This window comes from Blautia sp. An249 (assembly GCF_002159835.1).
Lineage (GTDB): Bacteria > Bacillota > Clostridia > Lachnospirales > Lachnospiraceae > Blautia_A > Blautia_A avistercoris.
The window spans coordinates 88,601-110,577 of the sequence record NZ_NFJL01000013.1; the positions used below are offsets into that span (position 1 = coordinate 88,601).

Below are 21,977 nucleotides of genomic sequence, written 5' to 3' on the forward strand. Positions count from 1 at the left end.
AGTTTCCGTAAAAGAAAAAGTCAAGAAAAAACTCTGAAAAGACGAAAAGAACAGCCAAGTCCTGAAATGAAAAAAACACTTTATTAATAAAGGGTTTTCGTGTATGATAAATACAGGAAAGATTTTGGAAAAGGAGAGATCCGAGGATGGATATTTTAATAAAAAATGGTCGAATTTTAGACCCGTCTTTACAAAAAGATGAAATTGGCGATCTTTACATCAAAGACGGCAAGATACAGAAAGCGGAAAAAGGACTGGAAACCAAGGCCGACCGTGTAATTGATGCGGACGGATGCTTTGTAATGCCGGGACTGATAGACATCCATGTCCACTTAAGAGATCCGGGACAGGAATATAAAGAGACAATTGAAAGCGGTTCTGCGGCGGCAGCCAAAGGCGGATTTACCACAATCGTGGCCATGCCCAATACGGTTCCGGTGATTGATAACAAAGACAGAGTTTCCTATGTGAAAAATAAAGCAGAGATGGTTTCTCCCATACATGTGATTCAGTCAGGGGCCATTACAGTAGGCCAGAAAGATCAGGAAATAACAGATATAGAAGGAATGGTTCAGGCCGGGGCAGGAGCGCTCTCAGAAGACGGGAAATCCGTTATGAATATGAAAATTTACAGAGAGGCTATGAAAGAAGCGGCCCGACTGAATGTTCCGGTTCTGGCTCACTGTGAGGACAAGTCCCTGGCCGGAGGCGGATGTATGAATGAGGACGAGAAGGCAAAAGAGCTGAATCTGCCGGGAATCTGCAATGCCACAGAGGATGCGATTATTGCAAGAGACATTATCCTGGCCCATGACACAGGCGCCCGCCTGCATCTGTGTCACTGCTCCACCAAAGGTTCCGTAGAGATTCTGCGTCAGGCCAAACAGGCCGGGTATGATGTGACAGGGGAGGTATGCCCCCACCACTTCACACTGACTACAGACGATATTTCCACAGACAATCCAAACTACAAGATGAATCCGCCTCTTCGCAGCGAAGAAGACAAGAAAGCGCTGATTGAAGGGCTCAAAGACGGCACCATGGATGTAATCAGCACGGATCATGCGCCTCACGGAGCAAAAGAAAAACAGGGCTCTATGCGTAATGCGGCGTTTGGAATTGTGGGATTGGAAACCAGCGTGGCTTTAACAATGACGGAACTGGTAGAAAAAGGGATTCTGACCCCGCTGCAGATGGCGGAGAAAATGAGCTATAACCCGGCAAAAGTACTGGGGATTTCCAAAGGAACCCTGCAGGAGGGCGCGGATGCGGATGTAACCATTATCGATCCGAAAGCCTCATATAAAATTGATAAAGGAACCTTTGTATCTAAAGGGCGCAATACGCCTTTTGACGGAAAGAAAGTTAAAGGAAGGGTTATCTTTACCATCTGTGATGGAAACATTGTATACGAATATAAATAAAACCGGAGGATATTATGATTCAGAAATTAATTAGCAAAATACAGAAGACCAATGCACCAATTGTTGTGGGACTGGATCCCATGCTGAACTATATTCCGGAGCACATCCAGAAGAAAGCGTTCCAGGAATACGGCGAGACACTGGAGGGAGCTGCAGAAGCAATCTGGCAGTATAACAAAGGAATTGTGGACGCTGTCTGGGATTTAATACCGGCAGTGAAACCTCAGATTGCCATGTACGAGCAGTTCGGAATTCCGGGAATGGAAGCGTATAAGAAGACGGTAGATTACTGTAAGTCCAGAGATCTTGTGGTAATCGGTGATATTAAAAGAGGAGATATTGGTTCTACTTCAGCGGCTTATGCTGTGGGCCATCTGGGAAAAGTTCAGGTGGGAAACAAAACATATGCCGGCTTTGACGAAGATTTTGCCACAGTAAATCCCTATCTGGGAACGGATGGCGTAAAACCGTTTATTGATGTGTGCAAAGAAGAAAAGAAAGGTCTGTTTATCCTGGTAAAAACCTCTAACCCATCCAGTGGAGAATTTCAGGATCAGTTAGTGAACGGCCGTCCGCTCTATGAACTGGTGGGAGAGAAAGTAGCCCAGTGGGGCGAAGAGCATATGGGAGAAACCTATAGTTATATCGGAGCTGTTGTGGGGGCAACTTATCCGGAAATGGGAAAAGTTCTCCGTAAATTAATGCCGAAAACCTTTATCCTGGTTCCGGGATACGGCGCTCAGGGCGGACAGGGAAAAGATCTGGTTCACTTCTTCAATGAAGACGGACTGGGGGCTATTGTAAATTCCTCCCGTGGAATTATTGCGGCTTATAAACAGGAAAAATATGCGCATATCGGAGAGCTGAACTATGCGGATGCTTCCCGCCAGGCAGTTGTGGATATGGTTGAAGATATTTCCAAAGCTCTGGGACAGAAATAAATTCAGATAAGCAGGAGGCATTTATGGGAAACAAGAGAAAAGAAGAATGCCGGATTGTCAGTCAGGAAGAACTGCTGGACGGTATTTACAGCATGTGGCTGCAGACAGAAGAAATTGCAGAAGAAGCTTTGCCGGGTCAGTTTTTATCCCTGTACAGCCGGGATGGAAGCCGGATTCTTCCAAGACCAATCAGCATTTGTGAAATTAACAGAGAAAAGAAACAGATACGGCTTGTCTACCGGGTAGCAGGAAAAGGAACAGAGGAATTTTCCAGGTACCATCCGGGGATTTCCCTTTCTGTTGTGGGACCATTGGGAAACGGATTTCCCGTTAAAGAAGCAGAAGGAAAGACGGTCTTTTTAATGGGAGGCGGAATCGGAATTCCTCCCCTGTTGGAAACGGCAAAACAGATTCGGGGAGATGTGAAAGTAATCGCAGGATACCGGGACAAGCAGTTCCTGACAGAAGAGTTTGCCAGGTTTGGCGAGGTTTTTGTGGCGACAGAAGACGGCAGTGTCGGAACCAAAGGAAACGTCATGGATGTTATCCGGGAAAAGGAGCTGAAAGCAGATATGATTATGGCCTGCGGGCCCACCCCCATGCTGAAAGCCATTAAGGCGTATGCCGAAGAACGGGGGATTCCCTGTTATCTGTCTTTAGAAGAACGTATGGCCTGTGGAATCGGAGCCTGTCTGGCCTGTGTCTGCCAGTCAAAAGAGGTGGACGCCCATTCCCACGTTCATAATAAGAGAATCTGTAAGGACGGCCCTGTATTTCTGAGTACGGAGGTAGAACTGTAATGAATACAAAAGTAAATCTTGCGGGAGTGGAATTGAAAAATCCGGTTATGACGGCATCCGGAACTTTTGGATCCGGAGAAGAGTACAGTGAGTTTGTGGATTTAAATAAGTTGGGAGCTGTGGTGACAAAAGGGGTCGCGGCAGTGCCGTGGCCGGGAAATCCTACCCCCAGAATTGCGGAAACTTACGGGGGAATGTTAAATGCCATCGGCCTGCAGAATCCGGGTATTGACGTGTTCTGTGAGAGAGATATTCCTTTTTTAAAGAAATTCGATACGAAGATTATTGTAAATGTGTGTGGAAAAACCACAGAAGACTACTGTGCAGTTGTGGAACGTCTTTCTGAAGAGCCGGTGGATATGTTGGAGATGAATATTTCCTGCCCCAATGTAAAAGAGGGAGGAATCGCTTTTGGCCAGGATCCAAAGGCAGTGGAAGCAATCACAAAGGAAGTGAAAAAATACGCCAGGCAGCCGGTGATTATGAAGTTGAGCCCCAATGTGACGGATATTACAGAAATGGCGAAGGCAGCAGAAGCCGGAGGAGCCGATGTGTTGTCGTTGATTAATACCCTTACCGGGATGAAAATTGATATTCATAAAAGAGCGTTTGCAATTGCCAATAAAACCGGAGGAATGTCCGGACCGGCTGTGAAACCCATAGCAGTCCGCATGGTATACCAGACTGCAAATGCCGTGAAGATTCCTATTATCGGAATGGGAGGAATTTCTAACGGGGAGGACGCTGTGGAATTTTTGCTGGCAGGAGCCACAGCAGTCTCTGTGGGAACCGCCAATTTCCAAAATCCAAGAGCGACCGAAGAGGTAGTAAAAGGGATTGAAGATTATATGAAACAGTATCAGTTTGAAGATGTACAGGAACTGATAGGGCTGGTAAAATAAGAAATTCAGCAGGGAGTGCCGATAGAATATGGCACTCCTCTTTTTCTTTTAAAACTGTGATATATATCACGGACAGCAGGGAGTCTGTCTGCTAAAATAGAGCATATCAGACATCTGCTGTCCTGAAAACAGGAGGGAGTTATGGAAAATTTTACGGTATCCCGACTTCAGGGGCAGCAGTTTTTCAGCGGTTTGTCTGAGAAACGAATTCAAACAATGCTGGATACGGGAAGAATTCAGACCTACAGGAGAAAAGAACCTGTGTTTTCAGACAGGGAACGCGCTTATTTTGTACGGATTTTACTGTCCGGCCAGGTTTCCGTCTACAATCTTACCAGGCACGGGAACAGGAAAATCATATTTTTTCTGGGACAGGGACATCTTTTAAACCATGATATACGAAAGACTGCTTTTACTGCTCTGTGCTGTGAGGCCGTGACAGAGGTCCAGGTACTGGAAATCAGCCGGGCAGATTTTCTCAAATTCATGGAAGAGGATTTCTCTCTTACCTGCGCGGTCCTGGAAGAATATGAGCGGTATCTGTGGCGTCTTACTCATCAGTTGAAAAATACGGCGGGAAATATGCTGACGGAAAGAAAGATTGCGGCAAAACTCTGGAAACTGGGACGAGATTTTGGCTCTCCCTGCAAGGATGGAATTATGATTTCTCTTCCTTTTACTATTTCTCTTATGGCAGATTTTGCGGGAGTTCCCAGGGAAAATGCTTCACGGGCATGTAAAAGACTGGCGGCACGAGGGCTTTTAATCTATCGGAACCGCCGGTTTATTCTTCCGAATCCGGACGGACTTGCTGAATTTTATAAAATGTAAAGGAGTGTATTTATGGGAAACCTATGGAACCGGAAAGCGCTTGACGTGCTTTTGGAAAACCTGAAAAAAGACTATGATGTCTATGCACCAAAACGCTGGAGAGGCGATGGCTGCTATTCCGATACGGATACCATACGCTATGGACGCATTGATTCTTTCGATGAAATTGTATGGAATGCGAAATCAGACTACAGTTTTAAAGAAGCCCTGCTCCCCATTTCGGACACGATTTTGTATTTTACGGAGAATGCAACCCAGATACCGGACGATAAGAAGCCTCGCCTGATTTTTTTACGGGCCTGTGAAATAAACGCCCTGAAGCGTCTGGACGATATTTATCTGAACAATGGACCGGAGGATTATTATTATAAAAGAATCCGGGAAAAAGCAAAATTTGTTCTTATAGGATGCAGCCAGTCCTTTGATTCCTGCTTCTGCGTAAGTATGAATACTAACCGGACGGAAAACTTTGACGCTTATTGTCACAGAACGAAAGAGGGAGATTTGTATCTGGAGTTTTCCGATTCAGCCCTTGCTTCTTATACGGAAGGAATCCAGGTGCCGGAAGCGGTACAGGAAATACAATATGTAACAGAAAATGAGGAAGTGGTTCCCGTACCGGAGAATCTTCCGGCTGATATTGCCGGATCCCAAGTCTGGAAGGAGTACGCAGGCAGATGTATCGGCTGTGGCCGCTGCAACTTTGTCTGTCCCACCTGTACCTGTTTCACCATGCAGGATATTTTTTATAAAGACAATGAAAATGCAGGAGAACGCCGCAGAGTATGGGCGTCCTGTCAGGTGGACGGCTATACGGACATGGCGGGAGGGATTTCTTTCCGGAAAGATCAGGGAGAAAGGATGCGCTTTAAAGTTCTCCATAAAGTATACAATTACAAGAACCGATTTGGCTATCACATGTGCGTGGGCTGCGGCCGTTGTGAAAACGTATGTCCGGAGTATATTTCTTACATAGAATGCCTGCATAAACTGTCAAAGATTGGAGGGAATGAAAATGACTAACGCCTATGTGCCGTTTCTGTCTCAGATTAAAGAAATTATTCGTCACACAGAAATCGAATATACCTTCCGGATGCACTACGAAGGTGCAGTCAAACCCGGCCAGTTTTTTGAAGTTTCAGTGCCGAAATTCGGAGAGGCTCCTATTTCTGTCAGCGGAATCGGAGAAGACTATGTGGATCTGACTATCCGAAAAGTAGGAAAAGTAACAAATGAAGTTTTTGAAAACCAGGAAGGCAAAAGCCTTTTTATGAGAGGCCCCTATGGAAATGGATTTCAGATTTCTGACTATGAAGGAAAAGAGCTGGTAATTGTGGCCGGAGGAACCGGAGTTTCCCCGGTGAAAGGCGTAATTGACTACTTCGGAAATCATCCGGAAAAAGTAAAATCCATGAAAGTAATTGCCGGTTTTAAATCTCCCAAAGACATCTTGTTTAAAGACGATATAAAACGCTGGGAAAAGCAGATGGATTTAACGGTTACTGTGGATGCTGCCGAAGAACCGGGCTACCGTGTGGGTCTGGTGACAAAATATATTCCGGATCTGACTTTTGAACAGAAAGAAAATGTGGCGGCTATCGTTGTAGGACCTCCGATCATGATGAAGTTCGCTGTGGAAGAGCTGAAGAAGCGGGAAATTTGTGACGAACAGATTTGGATTTCCCAGGAGAGGAAAATGTGCTGCGGACTGGGAAAATGCGGTCATTGCCGAATGGGAGATGCGTATATTTGTCTGGACGGACCGGTCTTCCGTTATACAGATGGAAAGAAATTAGTAGATTAGGAGGTCTGGCTTTATGCATATAGATGTAAATACAAAGAAACTGAAAAAGAATGCATTTCGTGTTTCCAAGCACAGAGGCATCACAGCCTCCAGAGTCCGGGTGCCGGGGGGAGCCTGCAATGCAGACGTGCTGATGAAAGTTGCGGAAATTGCAAAGGAATACGGAAACGGACAGGTACATATCACTACCCGTCAGGGATTTGAAATTGAAGGAATCGCTCTGGAAGATATGGGGAAAGTCAATGAAATGCTTCAGCCGGTTATTGAAAATCTGGATATTAATCAGGAAGATCCGGGCACCGGTTATGCGTCTTCCGGAACCCGCAATGTCAGCGCCTGTATTGGAAACCGGGTCTGTCCTTTTGGAAATTATAATACCGCAGCTTTTGCAAAAAGAATTGAAAAAGCGATTTTTCCCAATGATCTGCATTTCAAAGTTGCTCTTACAGGCTGTGCCAACGACTGTATTAAAGCCAGGATGCACGATTTCGGAATTATCGGTATGACACTGCCCCAGTATGATCCGTCCAGATGCGTAAGCTGCAATGCCTGTGTCAAAGGCTGCGACTCTCTCTCAGTAAACGCCCTTAAGATGGAAAATTATAAGATTGTACATAATAAGGAAAAGTGTGTGGGTTGTGGGGTATGCGTGACCAAATGTCCTACCCGCGCATGGACCAGAAGCGAACAGAAATACTACCGGCTTACGATTATGGGACGTACAGGAAAGAGAAATCCCCGTCTGGGAGAAGACTTCCTGGTGTGGGCAGATGAAGATACCATTATCAAAGTTATTTTAAATACCTATAAATTTGTAAAACAATACATCAATCCCAATGCGCCCGGTGGAAAGGAGCATATCGGCTACATCATAGACCGGGTCGGATTCCATGAATTTAAAAAATGGGCTTTGGATGGAGTAGACTTACTGCCGGAAACCATTGTAAAAGAAAATGTTTACTGGAGCGGGATTCATTACCGGTAAATGATTAAAGAAGAGAAAAGGCGGATATATCCCTGTATAAGAGGATGTATCCGCCTTAAAATTATTGATTCCAATCAGGCATAATGGTATTTCCTACGGTTCAGCAGCAAAAAGATCAGTGCAACACAAAAAGCAAGAACTTCGGCAACTGTAATAGAGTACCAGATACCGTCCAGGCCGAAAAAGACAGGAAGAGCTAAAACAGAGACAATCTGAAATACAAGTGTCCGCATAAAAGAGATTGCCGCTGATACCCCGCCGTTATTGAGGGCGGTAAAAAATGCAGAGGAGAAAATATTCACACCTGCTAAAAGAAAGGAAAAGGCAAATATCCGGAACGCATGTCTGGTTAAATCGAACAATTCCCTGTCATACCCCACAAATATCTCTGAAAGGGGACCGGCAAGTACCCATGCGGCCACTGTCATAATGATGCCGGCCGCGCCTACGAGAGTCATGCTCTTTTTCAGCAGGTTTTTTAATTCGCCGGTATTTCCTGCACCGTAATGATAGCTGATAATCGGCGAAGTTCCGATGGTATAGCCAATAAATATAGCGATAAAAATAAACTGGAAATACATAATGGTGCCATAGGCGGCGACGCCGTTTTCTCCTGCGAATTTTATAAGCTGAAGATTATAAATGACACTGATTAACGAAGAAGAAATATTGCTCATAAGTTCCGACGAGCCGTTGGCACAGGCCTTTAATAAAGCTCTGCCGTCAATTCCGGACTTCCTGAACTGCAGACGACTGCTGTTGGGACGGAGAAAATAAATCAGAGGAAGAATTCCGCCCACACACTGGCCGATACCTGTGGCGATTGCCGCTCCCGCAACGCCCCAGTGGAAAACAGCGATAAACAAAGCGTCTAAAATCATGTTTGTAATGCCTGCCATTGCCGTCACAACAAGCCCCAGTCTCGGTTTTTCAGCAGCAGCTAAAAATGTCTGAAATACGTTTTGAAGCATAAAGGCAGTATTAAATGCCAGCACAGTCCTTCCGTAAATGACGCAGTCATCTATCATGGCATCCGTGGCCCCAAGTAAATAAGAGATAGGACGTATAAATACAATGCCGATCAGCGAAAGCAAAATTCCCAGAACAACTGTAAGTTTTACCAGCATTGTAAAATAGCAGTTCGCCAGTTCCGGATTATCTTCTCCCAGGGTTTTGGCGATTAAGGCGCTTCCGCCGGTTCCAATCATAAACCCTACGCCTCCCAGTATCATAATAAAAGGCATCACCAGATTGATTGCTGCAAATGGTACTTTTCCCACAAAATTTGATACGAAAAATCCGTCCACAACCCCGTAGATGGAAGTAAAGATCATCATGATAACAGGGGAGAGACAAAAATAAAACAGTTTCTTGTAAGTAAAGTGGCTGGATAACTGAATCTTCATGTTCTTCTCCTTCTATTTTATCGAATCCGGTACATCGTACTAATGATCATAATACGATTTCGTATTAAATTCAATAAAAAAACTTTATAAATGGGAAAGGGAAATTGGTGAATTGAAAAACTCTTCCAGGTATGGTAAAATTGAAAAGAATTGAATCAGATAAAACGGAGGTTTTAAGGAAGATGGAACAGTATAAGAAAGAATTTATTGAATTTATGATAGACTGTAATGTATTAAAATTCGGAGATTTTGTGACTAAGAGCGGAAGAAAGACACCTTTCTTTGTAAATACCGGTTTCTACCGGACGGGCGCGCAGCTTCGGAAACTGGGGCAGTACTATGCGAAGGCCATTGAAAGCAAATTTGGTCTGGACTTTGACGTTTTATTCGGACCGGCTTATAAGGGAATTCCTCTGACAGTAGCCGCTACCATGGCAATCAGTGAAATGTACGGAAAGGATATCCGTTACTGCTCCAACCGGAAAGAAGTAAAAGATCACGGCGATAAGGGAATCCTTCTGGGAAGCCCCATCGAAGACGGCGATAAGGTGATTATTATTGAAGATGTGACCACAGCAGGTACTTCGATTCAGGAAACCCTTCCAATCATTAAAGCCCAGGGAGAAGTAAACCCTGTAGGACTTGTGGTTTCTGTGGATCGGATGGAGAGAGGACAGGGAACCAAAAGCGCACTGAAAGAAATCGAAGAGAATTACGGACTTCAGACCACTGCTATTGTTACCATGGCTGAAGTGGTAGAACACCTTTATAACAAAGAATATAAAGGAAGAATTGTCATTGACGATACCATAAAAAAGGCGATTGATGCATATTATGAACAGTATGGCGCAGAATAATCACACAAGAAGGAGGTATCAGCCATGAATGAAAAAATCTATAAAACCATGTCAAGGACAGGAGCAGGAAATCTTGCTATCGGGATTGTTGTGCTTGTAACAGGGATTGTGGCAGGAACTCTGACGATTATTAACGGGGTACAGTTACTGAAAAGAAAATATGAAATTATGATATAGAAAGAGCAGAATCAGGAAGGGGCCGTTGCATGTTACAGCAGTCCCTTTTGAACTGTCTGATACAGGGGTAATTATCTTGAAAAAAGGAACCAAACAATTAATTCGCAGATGGGGACTTTTCCTGTTTATTCTTTATGTACTGCTTCTGATTTACTTTCTGTTTTTTTCAGAAGAGTATGGAAGGGCGGCCGATGTGGAAAGAGCATACCGGTATAACCTGATTCCGTTTCTTGAGATACGGCGTTTCTGGACGTACCGTGAACAGTTGGGAGCATTTGCTGTATTTGCCAATATAGCCGGAAATATTATCGGGTTTATGCCGCTTGGCTTTATCTTGCCAGTTATTATTCCCCGGATACGAAGCTGTTTTTTTATCACACTTTCCGGCTTTTTGTTCAGCTTATTTGTGGAAATTATTCAGCTTCTGACAAAGGTGGGATGTTTTGACGTGGATGATTTAATATTGAACACGGTGGGCACTTTTCTGGGATGCATTTTGTTTTTACTTTGCGATAAGATAAGGAGAATTTACTATGGCAAAAAGATATAGATATGCATTTGCACAGCAGAAGGAAGCGGAAAAAGGAGTTGCTTCTGTGTGGATTGCGGGAATTTCCGTGTTCCTGTTTTTGGCTGCGGTCTTTATTTCTTTCCTTATGGAAGGGAACGGAGGAGTTGTTGTAGGCGGGATCAGCGTATTTGCCATGTTAAGTTCTGTTTACGGCTTTTTACAGGGGCTGAAAAGTTTTTCCCAGGAACACCGAAGCCACAGAGTAAGTATAGTGGGGTCCATTGCCAATGGAGTCATCATGGTGGGATGGCTGGGATTGTTTTTAATAGGGGTGTAATATGGAACGATTAGAACAACAGATGAAATTTATCCTGGAAGCGGATAAAATTAAAAATATTTATCGCCAGACGTATCTGGCAGACGGAAAAAGAAAAGAAAACGATGCGGAGCATTCCTGGCATCTGGCATTAATGGCAGTACTTTTAAAGGAATATGCCAGGGAGGATGTGGATTTGCTACGTGTGATTACCATGGTGCTGATTCACGATATTGTGGAAATTGACGCGGGAGATACCTTCGCTTATGACGAGGAGATGCTGAAAACCCAAAGAGCCAGAGAAGTAAAAGCTGCTGATCGCCTTTTCGGTTTACTGCCGGAAGATCAGGAAAAAGAGATGCGGGATCTGTGGGAAGAATTTGAAGCTTATGAAACCCCGGAAGCCCGGTATGCCCATGTACTGGATAACTGTCAGCCTTTAATTCTCAATGACGCTTCAGGAGGAAAAGGCTGGGAGGAGCATCAGGTTTATAAAAATCAGATTTATAAAAGAAACAGCCGTACAGAACTGGGCGCTCCGAAGATTTGGGAGTATATGAAAAAAATTGTTGAGAAAAATATAGAAAAAGGGACAGTGAAAGACGACGAGACTGATTGCAGAAAGGAAGTTTAAAATCATTGGAGAAACTGAATTTAGAAAGGTATGAGCTGGCCAAAGACAGAATTCATGAAATTACCATGGAAGAGCAGGTTCCAGAGCCGTACCGGGATTTTTTTTCCGGGACTGCAGACTTTTTGCAGATGACAATCCAGATTCTGGAAGAGAAAAGAAAACTGGAGCCCGGACAATCCTACGGCGAAGGAGAGACTTTAGATACTCTTTCCCGGCAGAACCAGAAGCTGTACGAGGATATTCAGCCGGAAAATTACAAGACATCCTACGGGAACCCGGCTTATGCCGCAGAGGTTTTAGACCCTTACGGGAAAGAGCTGAGCTTTCTGTACGCAGAGCTTCGGGGAACCATTGCCTATGCCTTTGAGAAGAAAATCTGGGATATGACCGTATGCCTGGAGCTGTTTCTGGAAGTATATTTCGCCTTTACGGCGGAAGAGCTTCCCACCCCCAGGGAAATCCGGGATATTCTGTACTGGTATGTGAATGACTACTGTCAGCCTATGGTGGAAGACCGGATTCGTGTCAGCCTGGATCCTCAGGCGGACTTTGCCGCGAAGATTATTATGGAACAGGATCTGGAGGATCTGCGGTATTTATATCTCTATGGGGAGTATGTTTCCTCCAATGAACTTGGGGTGGCGAAATTTTTAAATTCCCTTTCTCAGGAGGAGATTGACAGTATGGCGGCCACTTATACAGAAGGGTACCGTCAGGGATTTCTTGCTACCAGAAAAGATTTGAGCAAGAAGAAAACAGTGAATATCCGCTACACCCTGGGATTTGAAAGAATGGTCCGCTCAGCCATTTTGCAGTTTGAGAAGATGGGGTTAAAGCCCACCATCTACCGGGCGGCCACCCATATTGTAAATAAAAGACAGCAGCATAAAATCGGCTATCTGGGAGGCAGCGCAAACCTTCAGTATGAGTACGATCACAGAGGGGACGAGGCTCTGTTTTTAGACGGAGACTTTGTAAAGAGAAAACTTCGGTCCATGCAGATGGCTTACGAGAAATATCAGGCTCTGGCAGATGTGCATGGAGGCCCGGCCTGCATTGAAACTTTCGGAGAAAAGCCGTTCTCTCCGGCAGCCTGTGAAGAAGCTCTCAGTCTGTCTCCCCACCAGCAGAAACTGCGGGTAGAGATGGATAATGAAGCCGGACAGATAACAAACCGGTATATAAAAGGAGAGGAAAGGAGCTTTACTATCATTGCCTATCCTGTGCCGGAAATTGCAGATACCTGGGAAGATTTTGGAGAGATTTTCGGGGAGATTGTGAAGATCAATACACTGGATTCCAGACTTTATGAAAAAATTCAGCAGAAAATCATTCTGGCCTTAGACAGCAGCCAGTGGGTAAGAATCAAAGGGAAGGGAGAGAATGTGACGGATCTGAAAATCCATCTGCATTCCCTTGAGGATATAAAGAAGCAGACCAATTTTGAAAACTGCGTGGCAGATGTGAACATTCCTGTGGGAGAGGTGTTTACTTCCCCGGTTTTAGAAGGAACAAACGGTGTGCTCCATGTGTCAAGGGTCTATTTAAACGGACTGCTCTTTCAGAATCTGAAGCTGACTTTTACAGACGGGCTGGTGACAGATTACAGCTGCAGCAATTTTGAAGAAGAAGAGGAAAACAGAAAATATATCGAAGAAAATATTCTGTATCACCATGAGAAGCTTCCTATGGGAGAGTTTGCCATCGGAACCAATACTACCGCATATGTGGCGGCGGCAAAATATCAGATTGGGGATAAGCTGCCTATCCTGATTGCAGAGAAAATGGGTCCCCATTTTGCCGTGGGGGATACCTGCTATAGCTGGAGCGAGGATACGGCTGTCTTTAATCCGGATGGACGGGAAATTATTGCCAGGGATAATGAAATCTCTGTTTTAAGAAAAGATGATTTGAGTAAGGCCTATTATGGATGTCACACAGACATTACCATCCCCTATGAGGAGTTGGAAAGTATCCGGACAATGGGAGAACAGGAAATATCCATTATTGAAGACGGACGGTTCGTGCTGGAGGGGACAGAAAAGTTAAATCAGCCCTTTGAATGTTGACAGATGACGGGAACCCTAGTAGAATTTACGCGTAGAAGATGAAACAAAAAATTTTTATATACGAAAAGGAGAAAAGTCATGGCAAAAGTTGGAATTGTAATGGGCAGTGATTCAGACATGCCTGTAATGAGCAAGGCGGCAGATATTTTGGAAAAACTGGGAATCGAGTTTGAAATGAAGATTATTTCCGCTCACCGGGAGCCGGATGTATTCTTTGAGTATGCAAAAACTGCAGAAGAAAAAGGATTTAAAGTGATTATCGCAGGCGCCGGCATGGCAGCTCATCTGCCGGGTATGTGTGCAGCTATTTTTCCAATGCCGGTAATTGGAATCCCCATGCATACCACTTCTTTAGGGGGAAGAGATTCTCTGTACTCCATCGTGCAGATGCCTTCCGGAATTCCGGTTGCAACGGTGGCAATTAACGGTGGCGCCAATGCAGGACTTTTGGCAGCTAAGATTTTAGCAACTTCTGATGCAGAGATTCTGGAACGTTTAAAAGCTTACAGCCGGGAATTAAAGGAACAGGTTGTAAAGAAAGATGAGAAGCTGCAGGAAACAGGATATAAAAATTATACAAAATAAAAATTTGGAGGATACGATGGATTATAAAAAAGCAGGTGTGGATATTGAAGCTGGTTACAAATCAGTAGAACTGATGAAAGAACATATTGCAAAGACCATGCGTCCGGAAGTTCTGGGCGGTATCGGAGGATTTTCCGGTGCGTTTTCTATGAACGCCTTTAAAAACATGGAAGAACCCACTCTGGTATCCGGTACGGATGGTGTGGGAACCAAACTGAAACTGGCATTTCTTATGGACAAACATGATACCGTGGGAATCGACTGTGTTGCCATGTGTGTAAATGATATTGCCTGCGCAGGCGGAGAACCTTTGTTTTTCCTGGATTATATTGCCTGCGGAAAGAATTATCCTGAGAAAATCGCAGAGATTGTAAAAGGGGTCACTGACGGCTGTGTGCAGTCAGAAGCTGCTCTGATTGGCGGTGAAACGGCAGAGATGCCGGGCTTTTATCCGGAAGACGAATACGATCTGGCCGGGTTTGCCGTAGGAATTGTAGATAAAAAAGATTTAATCACAGGCGAGATGTTAAAAGAGGGAGACGTGTTAATCGGAATGGCTTCCTCCGGCGTACACAGTAACGGTTTCTCACTGGTGCGTAAAGTTTTCGAGATGACCAGAGAATCTCTGGATACATATTACGACGAACTGGGCAAAACTCTGGGAGAGGCTCTGATTGCTCCTACCAAAATTTATGTAAAAGCCCTGAAATCCATTAAGGAAAACGGCGTGAAGATTCATGCCTGCAGCCATATTACCGGCGGCGGTTTCTACGAGAATGTTCCGCGTATGTTAAAAGAAGGAACCCATGCGGTTATTGAGAAGGACAGTTATCCCGTTCCTCCGGTTTTCAGACTCCTGGCCCAGAAAGGGCAGATTGAGGAACAGATGATGTACAATACCTATAATATGGGTCTCGGAATGATTCTGGCAGTGGACGAAAAAGACGTGGATAAAACCATGGAGGCCATCAAAGCTTCCGGGGAAACCCCGTATATTGTGGGAAAAATCACAGCAGGAGATAAAGGAGTTACCTTATGTTAAAAATCGGCGTACTTGTTTCCGGCGGCGGGACGAATCTGCAGGCGATTATTGACGCCATTGAAAATGGAAACATTACAAATGCCAGGATTCAGGCAGTTATCAGCAATAACCGGAATGCTTACGCTTTGGAGAGGGCGAAGAAGCATGGCATCTCCGGATCCTGCATTTCCCCTAAGGAATACGCAACCAGAGAGGAGTTTCACCAGGCTCTGCTTGGAAAACTGCAGGAGGAAGAAATTGATCTGATTGTGCTGGCCGGTTATCTGGTAGCCATTCCCCCGGTAATTGTGGATGCCTTCCCAAACCGGATTATTAACATTCACCCTTCTTTAATTCCGTCTTTCTGCGGTACCGGCTATTATGGCCTGAAGGTTCATGAAGGCGTACTGGAAAGAGGGGTAAAAGTAACAGGGGCAACGGTGCATTTTGTGGATGCCGGAACGGATACAGGTCCGATCATACTTCAAAAGGCAGTAGAGGTTTTGCCGGAAGATACGCCTGAAACTCTCCAGAGACGGGTGATGGAGCAGGCGGAATGGATTCTTCTGCCAAGGGCAGTTCAACTGATTGCAAATGATAAGATAAAAGTAGAAAATAACAAGGTTCATATTTGCGGATAACGGAGGAAATCATGAAAGTATTGATTGTAGGAAGCGGCGGAAGAGAACATGCAATTGCCTGGAGCGTCGCAAAAAGTGACAAAGCAGATAAGATTTACTGCGCTCCCGGAAATGCGGGAATCGGGGAAATCGCTCAGTGTGTTCCCATTGGGGCTATGGAATTTGAAAAACTGGCAGACTTTGCTCAGAAAGAAGAAATTGATTTAACTATTGTGGGAATGGACGATCCCCTTGTGGGAGGAATTGTGGATGTATTTGAGGAAAGAGGCCTGCGGGTCTTCGGACCAAGAAAAAATGCGGCCATCCTCGAAGGATCGAAAGCCTTTTCCAAAGATTTAATGAAAAAATATAACATTCCAACGGCGGCTTACGAGAATTTTCAGGATCCGGCAAAGGCTCTGGCTTATCTGGAAACAGCGAAATTCCCCATCGTCTTAAAGGCGGACGGCCTGGCTCTGGGAAAAGGAGTTTTAATCTGTAATACTCTGGAAGAAGCCAAAGCAGGCGTGAAAGAAATCATGGAAGATAAGAAATTCGGTACAGCCGGAAATACCATGGTAATCGAGGAGTTTATGACCGGCCGGGAAGTATCGGTACTTTCTTTTGTGGATGGAAACACCATTAAAACTATGACTTCCGCACAGGATCACAAGCGTGCCAAAGACGGAGATCAGGGACTGAATACAGGCGGAATGGGAACCTTCTCCCCAAGCCCCTTCTATACAAAAGAAGTGGACGACTTCTGCCAGAAATATATTTACCAGGCGACCGTAGATGCTATGAAGGCAGAGGGAAGACCCTTTAAGGGAATCATTTTCTTCGGTTTAATGCTTACTGAAGAAGGCCCCAAAGTATTGGAATACAATGCCCGTTTCGGGGATCCGGAGGCCCAGGTAGTTCTTCCGCGTATGGAAAATGACATCATTGAGGTGGTGGAAAGCTGCATTGACGGTACTTTGGATCAGGTAGATCTGAAATTTGAAGACAACGCGGCAGTCTGTGTCGTACTGGCTTCAGAAGGATACCCTGTAAAATATGAGAAGGGAATCCCCATTACCGGTTTTGAAAATTTTAAGGACAAAGACGGATATTACTGTTTCCATGCAGGAACCAGACTGGACGGAGAGCAGATTGTAACCAACGGAGGACGTGTCCTGGGAATTACCGCAAAAGGAAAAGATTTAAAAGAGGCGAGAAAAAATGCCTACGAGGCAACGAACTGGATTAACTTTGCCAATAAATATATGCGCCACGATATAGGAAAGGCTATTGACGAAGCCTGAGAGAAAGGAGAGGTAAGGATGCACTGTGTAAAGAAAATCAAAGAAGATCTGTACTGGGTTGGAGGAAACGATCGCCGTCTGGCTCTGTTTGAAAATATGTTTCCTATCCCAAGAGGAGTATCTTACAATTCTTATGTACTGTCAGATGAAAAAACAGTTCTGCTGGATACCGTAGATAAATCTGTCAGCGGACAGTTCTTTGAAAATGTGGAATATGCGTTAAACGGAAGAAATCTGGATTATCTGATTGTGAATCATATGGAACCGGATCATGCGGCTACCATCGGGGAAGTGGTTCTTCGCTATCCGGATGTTAAGCTGGTGGCAAACGCAAAGACCGTAAACATGATTAAACAGTTTTTTAACTTTGACGTGGATTCCCGCACTCTGATTGTAAAAGAGGGAGACACTTTAAATACAGGAAAACATACCCTGACCTTTGTATTCGCACCAATGGTTCACTGGCCGGAAGTTATGGTAACCTATGACACCACAGATAAGATCTTATTCAGTGCAGACGCCTTTGGTACCTTTGGAGCCTTAAACGGAAATCTGTATGCAGATGAAGTAAACTTTGAGACAGAATGGCTGCCGGATGCGAGACGGTACTATACAAATATTGTGGGAAAATACGGAACACAGGTACAGGCAGTTCTGAAAAAGGCAGCCACCATTGAGATCGAAATGATCTGTCCTCTTCATGGACCGATCTGGAGAGAAAACATTGGCTGGTTCCTGGATAAATACCAGAAATGGAGCACCTACACACCGGAAGATGACAGCGTAATGATTGCCTATGCATCTATTTATGGAAACACCCAGAACGCGGCGGAAGTTCTGGCTTCCAGACTGGCAGATGCAGGCGTGAAGAACATTGCCATGTACGATGTATCGGTAACAGATGTATCGGAAGTGTTATCGGAGGCTTTCCGCGTGAACCGTCTGGTATTTGCAGCGCCTACTTATAACGGCGGGCTGTTTCCGAAGATGGAAACCCTGCTGTTAGACTTAAAAGCTCACGGACTGAAGAACCGTAAGGTAGCGGTTATGGAAAACGGCACCTGGGCAGTCTCTGCTGCAAAACATATGCGGGCGATTCTGGAAACGATGAAAGACATCGAAATCGTAGAACCCCAGGTAACAGTAAAATCTGCTCTGAAAGAAACACAGACAGAAGAAATGGATGCCGTGGTAAAGGCACTGACAGAATAGAAATATCATATAATAACAGGAAAAGAAAGGCGTCTCAGACAGCTGCAGCAACTGTCCGGGGCGCCTTTTCACTTTTCAGGCAGGATTACATATAGTAAATAGAGTGTAAAAAAGGAAGGATTTTATTGAAAAAGAAAGAATTTGATATAGCCGTTCTGGGCGGAGACCGCCGTCAGATCTGCATGGCGGAAGAACTTTCCCGCCAGGGGTATCAGGTCTGCGTATATTTTCCCCTGGATTTACACCCTCAAAAAGATGCAGCTTATATATATATGGATTCTGCAAAAGAATGTATGGAAAAGGCACCAGTTCTGGCTGCAGGAATTCCTCTGATAAAAGCAGGAGGCAAAGTAAACGGCACGGAGGAAAAGGCAGAAGGGCTTCTCTGTTTTCTGGAGAAAGGACAGCATTTTTTTGCCGGATGTATTCCGTTGGAAATTAAAAAGAAGATAGAGCAGCAGGGGGCTGTGGCCCATGACCTGATGGAAAAGAAAAGTGTGGCGGTATTTAACAGTATTGCCACTGCAGAAGGAATTCTGGCCGAGGCCATTACCAGAAGCGATGTGAATCTGAACAAAAGCAAATGCCTGGTACTTGGGTACGGGATTTGCGGGAAAACCCTAGTCTCCTATCTGAGCAGGCTGTTCTGTCAGGTGACGGTGTTCGCCAGAAGGGAAAAACAAAGGGCGGAGGCAGCAGTTCTGGCAGATAGGGTGTTATGTTACGGGGAGCTGTCAAAGCATATGGGGGAATTTGATTTTATCTTCAATACCGTACCCGCCCTCATTTTAGGAGAAGAAGAGTTAAAGAAAGTGTCGGATCAGACACACATTTTTGATCTGGCGACCTATCCGGGAGGAATCGACTGGAAGGCGGCCAAAGAGCTGGGGATTCAGGCAGACAGCTATCCGGGACTTCCGGGAAAATATGCGCCCAGATCCTGTGGGAAAGAGCTGGTTCGCCAGATGATACAGGAGTTAAAAGAGTTTCAGTGAAGGGGAGGAGCTATCAGCATGTCTTTAAAAGGAAGGAGAATCGGGGTCGCTCTTACAGGATCCTTTTGTACCTATCAGAAAGTGTTTACGGAACTGGAAAAACTGGTCAGGGAAGGAGCGGTGGTGCAGACCATCTTTTCAGATGCTTCCCAGACCTTTGACAGCCGCTTTGGAAACGCAGAAGAATTTGTAGAAAATGCCAGAGAGATTACAGGCCGGGAGCCCATGAGGACCATACCTCAGGCAGAGCCCGTGGGACCGGAAAACCTGTTTGACCTTTTAATTATCCTGCCCTGTACAGGTAATACAGCGGCGAAGCTGGCCAATGGAATTACGGATACTCCGGTTCTCATGGCGGCAAAGGCTCATTTAAGAAATGAAAAACCGCTGCTTATTTCTATATCCACCAATGATGCCCTGGGAATGAATATGAAAAATATCGGACTTTTATTAAATGCAAAGAACATTTATTTTGTGCCTTTTGGGCAGGATAATCCACAGAAGAAACCGAACTCTATGATTGCCAGAACCGAACTTCTGATCCCGGCGGCAGAAGCAGCCCTTTTGGGCAAACAGTATCAGCCGGTGATCCAGTCATGAGTTTGCAGCCATAAAAGGAGGAGTCGCCATGTGTGGAATTGCCGGATTTTGCGGAAAAGAGATTTGTCCTGAAACCGGAAAGGAAAGATGGATTCAGATACTGGAAAAGATGAATCAGGTGCAGAAACGAAGGGGACCGGACGATGAGGGAACGTATCTGACCAGAGGGTGCGGTCTGGCCCATGTACGTCTTTCCATTATCGATCTGGCTGGCGGTCACCAGCCCATGATAAAAAAACAGGGAAACCGGGAATGCGCCATAGTCTTTAACGGGGAAATTTATAATATGAACCCCTTAAGGAAAGAATTGGAAAAAGAGGGAGCTGTGTTCGTCACAGCCAGCGATACGGAAGTTCTTTTAAATGGCTTTTTCCTTCACGGATGGCAGTATGTAAAGAAATTAAACGGAATTTTCGCGATTGCCTTCTGGGATGGGAAAGAAAAAACGCTGACGTTGTTTCGGGATCGTTTAGGAGTGAAACCTCTCTTTTATACAAAGGCCGGAGAAACTCTGGTTTTTGCTTCAGAACTTAAAGGATTGTTTGCCTATCCGGAAACAGAGGCTGTTCTGGACAGAGAGGGTCTGTGCGAAATCTTTGCCCTGGGGCCGGCAAAGACCTGCGGCAGCGGTGTATTCAAAGGGATGAAAGAAGTTCTTCCCGGACATTTTCTGCAGATTCGGGGAGAGGATATAAAAGAAATTCCTTACTGGGAATTAAAAAGCATCCCCCACGAGGACTGCTTTGAGAAAACAGTGGAAAAGACAGCATTTCTGGTAGAAGACGCGGTAAAAATGCAGATGCTTTCCGATATTCCCATCAGTACCTTCTTATCCGGCGGGGTGGACAGCAGTCTGGTGACTGCTATATGCGCCAGGGAGCTGAAGAAGCAGGGAAAGGTATTGAACACATTTTCCTTTGACTTTGAAGGGAATCAGAAGTATTTCCGGGCCAATGGCTTTCAGCCCAGCCAGGATCGTCCCTGGGTAGAGGAAATGGTAAAATATGCAGGCACGAACCATCGTTATCTGGAATGTGATAACCGAAAACTGGCAGACGCCCTGTATCAGGCCGTGGACGCCCGGGATTTGCCCTGTATGGCCGATGTGGAATCGTCTATGCTGTACTTTTGTTCCAGGGTAGTGGACTATAATAAGGTGACCCTGACCGGAGAGTGTGCCGATGAGATTTTCGGAGGGTATCCCTGGTTTCATAAGAAAGAGGCCTTTGAACAGGAGGCGTTTCCCTGGTCCCCCAGTATGGAACCGAGAAAGGCACTTCTGTCAGAGGAATTAACACAGAACCTGCATATGGAAGAATACGCAAAAGCGGCTTATGAGAAAACCATAAGAGAGACGCCGGTTCTCTTCGGAGAAAACTCAATGGAAAAAAGGAGAAGGGAAATTGCCTATCTGAATCTGAAATGGTTCATGATTACTCTATTGGATCGTATGGACAGAACCAGTATGTATTCTGGTCTGGAGGCCAGGGTGCCTCTGGCGGATCACCGAATTGTGGAATATGTATGGAATGTCCCCTGGGAAATGAAATGTCCCGGTGGAATTGTAAAGGGGCTGCTGAGGAATGCAGGAGAAGGGAAGCTTCCCAAAGAAGTTTTGTGGAGAAAGAAGAGCCCTTACCCCAAAACCTATCATCCGGAATATGAACGCATGTTGGGAAGGCGGCTGCTGGAAGTGGTTTCTGATACAAAGGCGCCCATCCGGGAACTGATAGATTCCAGGAAAGTGAAGAGATTTACAGAGAGTCCTTCGGATTACGGAAAACCCTGGTATGGTCAGTTAATGGCCGGCCCTCAGATGCTGGCATTTATGCTTCAGGTAAACTACTGGCTGGAAAAATACAGGATTCGGATTCAGTTATAGTTCTGCTTTACTTTCTAAAGAGTTTATAATCCCGTCTTTGACAGTTGATGAAGGAGAAAATCGCTGTATCCCTTGTATTTACTGGGCTACAGCGATTTTTA

23 protein-coding genes are annotated in these 21,977 nt (G+C 45.1%); 22 read left to right on the top strand and 1 reads right to left on the bottom strand.

The window, feature by feature from the left end:
• The first annotated feature begins 146 nt into the window (after positions 1-146).
• The 8 genes from B5F53_RS12990 to asrC all read left to right on the top strand — a co-directional run bounded on the left by B5F53_RS12990 (position 147) and on the right by asrC (position 7,687).
• Entirely contained in the window at positions 147-1,424 is a 1,278-nt protein-coding gene (locus tag B5F53_RS12990) for a dihydroorotase (RefSeq protein WP_087224102.1), read from the top strand.
• 14 nt (positions 1,425-1,438) lie between these two features.
• Positions 1,439-2,365 carry an orotidine-5'-phosphate decarboxylase gene (gene pyrF, locus B5F53_RS12995; protein WP_087224104.1) on the top strand — a complete coding sequence of 309 codons (927 nt, stop codon included), beginning with the start codon at positions 1,439-1,441 and terminating at the stop codon, positions 2,363-2,365.
• A gap of 23 nt (positions 2,366-2,388) precedes the next feature.
• A complete protein-coding gene (locus B5F53_RS13000; RefSeq protein WP_087224106.1) occupies positions 2,389-3,165 on the top strand; it encodes a dihydroorotate dehydrogenase electron transfer subunit in 777 nt (258 codons plus the stop codon).
• On the top strand, positions 3,165-4,067 hold the full coding sequence (locus B5F53_RS13005) for a dihydroorotate dehydrogenase (protein WP_087224108.1): 903 nt from the start codon (positions 3,165-3,167) through the stop codon (positions 4,065-4,067). The genes B5F53_RS13000 and B5F53_RS13005 overlap by 1 nt, the downstream gene beginning before the upstream one ends.
• A 141-nt stretch (positions 4,068-4,208) precedes the next feature.
• Complete coding sequence (locus B5F53_RS13010; protein WP_087224110.1) at positions 4,209-4,898, top strand: Crp/Fnr family transcriptional regulator; 690 nt, start codon at positions 4,209-4,211, stop codon at positions 4,896-4,898.
• A 12-nt stretch (positions 4,899-4,910) separates the two neighbouring features.
• Complete coding sequence (gene asrA, locus B5F53_RS13015) at positions 4,911-5,921, top strand: anaerobic sulfite reductase subunit AsrA (RefSeq protein ID WP_087224112.1); 1,011 nt, start codon at positions 4,911-4,913, stop codon at positions 5,919-5,921.
• Complete coding sequence (gene asrB / locus B5F53_RS13020; protein WP_087224114.1) at positions 5,914-6,702, top strand: anaerobic sulfite reductase subunit AsrB; 789 nt, start codon at positions 5,914-5,916, stop codon at positions 6,700-6,702. Before asrA ends, asrB begins: the two co-directional genes overlap by 8 nt.
• Before the next feature lie 19 nt (positions 6,703-6,721).
• Entirely contained in the window at positions 6,722-7,687 is a 966-nt protein-coding gene (gene asrC / locus B5F53_RS13025) for a sulfite reductase subunit C (RefSeq protein WP_087224149.1), read from the top strand.
• A gap of 74 nt (positions 7,688-7,761) precedes the next feature.
• On the opposite strand, the gene B5F53_RS13030 is transcribed toward asrC, so the two are convergent.
• A complete protein-coding gene (locus tag B5F53_RS13030) occupies positions 7,762-9,093 on the bottom strand; it encodes an MATE family efflux transporter (protein ID WP_087224116.1) in 1,332 nt (443 codons plus the stop codon).
• A 182-nt stretch (positions 9,094-9,275) separates the two neighbouring features.
• Between B5F53_RS13030 and pyrE the strand changes: the two genes are divergently transcribed.
• From pyrE to asnB, 14 genes are all read left to right on the top strand, one after another.
• Complete coding sequence (pyrE, locus tag B5F53_RS13035) at positions 9,276-9,950, top strand: orotate phosphoribosyltransferase (protein WP_087224151.1); 675 nt, start codon at positions 9,276-9,278, stop codon at positions 9,948-9,950.
• A 24-nt stretch (positions 9,951-9,974) separates the two neighbouring features.
• On the top strand, positions 9,975-10,127 hold the full coding sequence (locus B5F53_RS20125; RefSeq protein ID WP_204246936.1) for a hypothetical protein: 153 nt from the start codon (positions 9,975-9,977) through the stop codon (positions 10,125-10,127).
• A 76-nt stretch (positions 10,128-10,203) separates the two neighbouring features.
• Complete coding sequence (locus tag B5F53_RS13040) at positions 10,204-10,677, top strand: VanZ family protein (protein WP_204246937.1); 474 nt, start codon at positions 10,204-10,206, stop codon at positions 10,675-10,677.
• Complete coding sequence (locus B5F53_RS13045) at positions 10,661-10,975, top strand: hypothetical protein (RefSeq protein WP_087224118.1); 315 nt, start codon at positions 10,661-10,663, stop codon at positions 10,973-10,975. Before B5F53_RS13040 ends, B5F53_RS13045 begins: the two co-directional genes overlap by 17 nt.
• A gap of 1 nt (position 10,976) precedes the next feature.
• On the top strand, positions 10,977-11,588 hold the full coding sequence (locus tag B5F53_RS13050) for an HD domain-containing protein (protein WP_087224120.1): 612 nt from the start codon (positions 10,977-10,979) through the stop codon (positions 11,586-11,588).
• 65 nt (positions 11,589-11,653) lie between these two features.
• Positions 11,654-13,657 (top strand): aminopeptidase, encoded by a 2,004-nt coding sequence (locus B5F53_RS13055; RefSeq protein WP_087224155.1) that lies wholly within the window; start codon positions 11,654-11,656, stop codon positions 13,655-13,657.
• Between the two features lie 78 nt (positions 13,658-13,735).
• A complete protein-coding gene (gene purE, locus B5F53_RS13060; protein ID WP_087224122.1) occupies positions 13,736-14,242 on the top strand; it encodes a 5-(carboxyamino)imidazole ribonucleotide mutase in 507 nt (168 codons plus the stop codon).
• A 16-nt stretch (positions 14,243-14,258) separates the two neighbouring features.
• Complete coding sequence (gene purM, locus B5F53_RS13065) at positions 14,259-15,284, top strand: phosphoribosylformylglycinamidine cyclo-ligase (protein ID WP_087224124.1); 1,026 nt, start codon at positions 14,259-14,261, stop codon at positions 15,282-15,284.
• The gene (purN, locus tag B5F53_RS13070) at positions 15,278-15,904 is read left to right on the top strand and encodes a phosphoribosylglycinamide formyltransferase (RefSeq protein WP_087224126.1); all 627 of its coding nucleotides are present in this window, start codon (positions 15,278-15,280) and stop codon (positions 15,902-15,904) included. The genes purM and purN overlap by 7 nt, the downstream gene beginning before the upstream one ends.
• A gap of 11 nt (positions 15,905-15,915) precedes the next feature.
• Entirely contained in the window at positions 15,916-17,187 is a 1,272-nt protein-coding gene (gene purD / locus B5F53_RS13075) for a phosphoribosylamine--glycine ligase (protein ID WP_087224128.1), read from the top strand.
• An 18-nt stretch (positions 17,188-17,205) separates the two neighbouring features.
• The gene (locus tag B5F53_RS13080) at positions 17,206-18,399 is read left to right on the top strand and encodes an FprA family A-type flavoprotein (protein ID WP_087224130.1); all 1,194 of its coding nucleotides are present in this window, start codon (positions 17,206-17,208) and stop codon (positions 18,397-18,399) included.
• A gap of 125 nt (positions 18,400-18,524) precedes the next feature.
• Complete coding sequence (locus B5F53_RS13085) at positions 18,525-19,394, top strand: dipicolinate synthase subunit DpsA (protein WP_087224132.1); 870 nt, start codon at positions 18,525-18,527, stop codon at positions 19,392-19,394.
• Positions 19,395-19,412: 18 nt separating this feature from the next.
• Entirely contained in the window at positions 19,413-19,994 is a 582-nt protein-coding gene (locus tag B5F53_RS13090) for a dipicolinate synthase subunit B (protein WP_087224133.1), read from the top strand.
• 28 nt (positions 19,995-20,022) lie between these two features.
• Entirely contained in the window at positions 20,023-21,876 is a 1,854-nt protein-coding gene (gene asnB / locus B5F53_RS13095) for an asparagine synthase (glutamine-hydrolyzing) (protein WP_087224135.1), read from the top strand.
• Positions 21,877-21,977: the final 101 nt, after the last annotated feature.

Coding starts and splice junctions, on each gene's coding strand:
- B5F53_RS12990 (WP_087224102.1), top strand. CDS start 147: ATGGATATTTTAATAAAAAATGGTCGAATTTTAGACCCGTCTTTACAA.
- pyrF (WP_087224104.1), top strand. CDS start 1,439: ATGATTCAGAAATTAATTAGCAAAATACAGAAGACCAATGCACCAATT.
- B5F53_RS13000 (WP_087224106.1), top strand. CDS start 2,389: ATGGGAAACAAGAGAAAAGAAGAATGCCGGATTGTCAGTCAGGAAGAA.
- B5F53_RS13005 (WP_087224108.1), top strand. CDS start 3,165: ATGAATACAAAAGTAAATCTTGCGGGAGTGGAATTGAAAAATCCGGTT.
- B5F53_RS13010 (WP_087224110.1), top strand. CDS start 4,209: ATGGAAAATTTTACGGTATCCCGACTTCAGGGGCAGCAGTTTTTCAGC.
- asrA (WP_087224112.1), top strand. CDS start 4,911: ATGGGAAACCTATGGAACCGGAAAGCGCTTGACGTGCTTTTGGAAAAC.
- asrB (WP_087224114.1), top strand. CDS start 5,914: ATGACTAACGCCTATGTGCCGTTTCTGTCTCAGATTAAAGAAATTATT.
- B5F53_RS13030 (WP_087224116.1), bottom strand. CDS start 9,093: ATGAAGATTCAGTTATCCAGCCACTTTACTTACAAGAAACTGTTTTAT.
- pyrE (WP_087224151.1), top strand. CDS start 9,276: ATGGAACAGTATAAGAAAGAATTTATTGAATTTATGATAGACTGTAAT.
- B5F53_RS20125 (WP_204246936.1), top strand. CDS start 9,975: ATGAATGAAAAAATCTATAAAACCATGTCAAGGACAGGAGCAGGAAAT.
- B5F53_RS13045 (WP_087224118.1), top strand. CDS start 10,661: ATGGCAAAAAGATATAGATATGCATTTGCACAGCAGAAGGAAGCGGAA.
- B5F53_RS13050 (WP_087224120.1), top strand. CDS start 10,977: ATGGAACGATTAGAACAACAGATGAAATTTATCCTGGAAGCGGATAAA.
- B5F53_RS13055 (WP_087224155.1), top strand. CDS start 11,654: ATGGAAGAGCAGGTTCCAGAGCCGTACCGGGATTTTTTTTCCGGGACT.
- purE (WP_087224122.1), top strand. CDS start 13,736: ATGGCAAAAGTTGGAATTGTAATGGGCAGTGATTCAGACATGCCTGTA.
- purM (WP_087224124.1), top strand. CDS start 14,259: ATGGATTATAAAAAAGCAGGTGTGGATATTGAAGCTGGTTACAAATCA.
- purN (WP_087224126.1), top strand. CDS start 15,278: ATGTTAAAAATCGGCGTACTTGTTTCCGGCGGCGGGACGAATCTGCAG.
- purD (WP_087224128.1), top strand. CDS start 15,916: ATGAAAGTATTGATTGTAGGAAGCGGCGGAAGAGAACATGCAATTGCC.
- B5F53_RS13080 (WP_087224130.1), top strand. CDS start 17,206: ATGCACTGTGTAAAGAAAATCAAAGAAGATCTGTACTGGGTTGGAGGA.
- B5F53_RS13090 (WP_087224133.1), top strand. CDS start 19,413: ATGTCTTTAAAAGGAAGGAGAATCGGGGTCGCTCTTACAGGATCCTTT.
- asnB (WP_087224135.1), top strand. CDS start 20,023: ATGTGTGGAATTGCCGGATTTTGCGGAAAAGAGATTTGTCCTGAAACC.